This window comes from Jeotgalibacillus marinus (assembly GCF_040801915.1).
GTDB lineage: Bacteria > Bacillota > Bacilli > Bacillales > Jeotgalibacillaceae > Jeotgalibacillus > Jeotgalibacillus marinus.
This window is the reverse complement of the sequence record NZ_JBFMIA010000085.1, coordinates 1-511: the sequence shown is the minus strand read 5'-3', so window position 1 is coordinate 511 and position 511 is coordinate 1. Positions and strand designations below refer to the sequence as shown.

The window sequence follows — 511 nt, the reverse complement described above, 5'->3', positions numbered from 1 at the left end:
GGTTCTGGTGCAAAAACATCAAGATCCATGCAAGTAATCTCTAAACCTTGGACATACTGATACTATTATTCTAAAAAGGATGCGTGATCAGTATGGAAAATCAATTTAAATGGAAGCACTATCAGCCTGAAATCATTTTATTAACGGTAAGATGGTACCTACCTACGGTAAAACCTAAGCTTTCGTGATTTAGTGGAAATGATGGAGGAACGAGGTTTATCGATTGCTCATACCACCATTATGCGATGGGTGCATCAATATGGACCTGAATTAGATGAAAGAGTACGCCGTCATCTGAAAACAACCAATGATTCCTGGAGAGTCGATGAAACGTATGTGAAAGTAAAAGGAGCTTGGATGTATTTATATCGCGCAGTGGATTCAGAAGGGAATACGATTGATTTTTATCTCAGCGAATCGAGGCAAACAAGCAGCCAAGCGCTTTTTCAAGAAAGCCTTGGCTGCTTCTCATGTTTGTGAACCTCGTGTGATCACTGTAGATAAGAATCCA

At 39.9% G+C, this 511-nt stretch carries 1 pseudogene; it reads left to right on the top strand.

Annotated features, from left to right (window positions below):
- Positions 1 to 86: 86 nt before the first annotated feature.
- A pseudogene (locus AB1471_RS17065) lies at positions 87 to 511 on the top strand (IS6 family transposase); the annotation flags it as partial.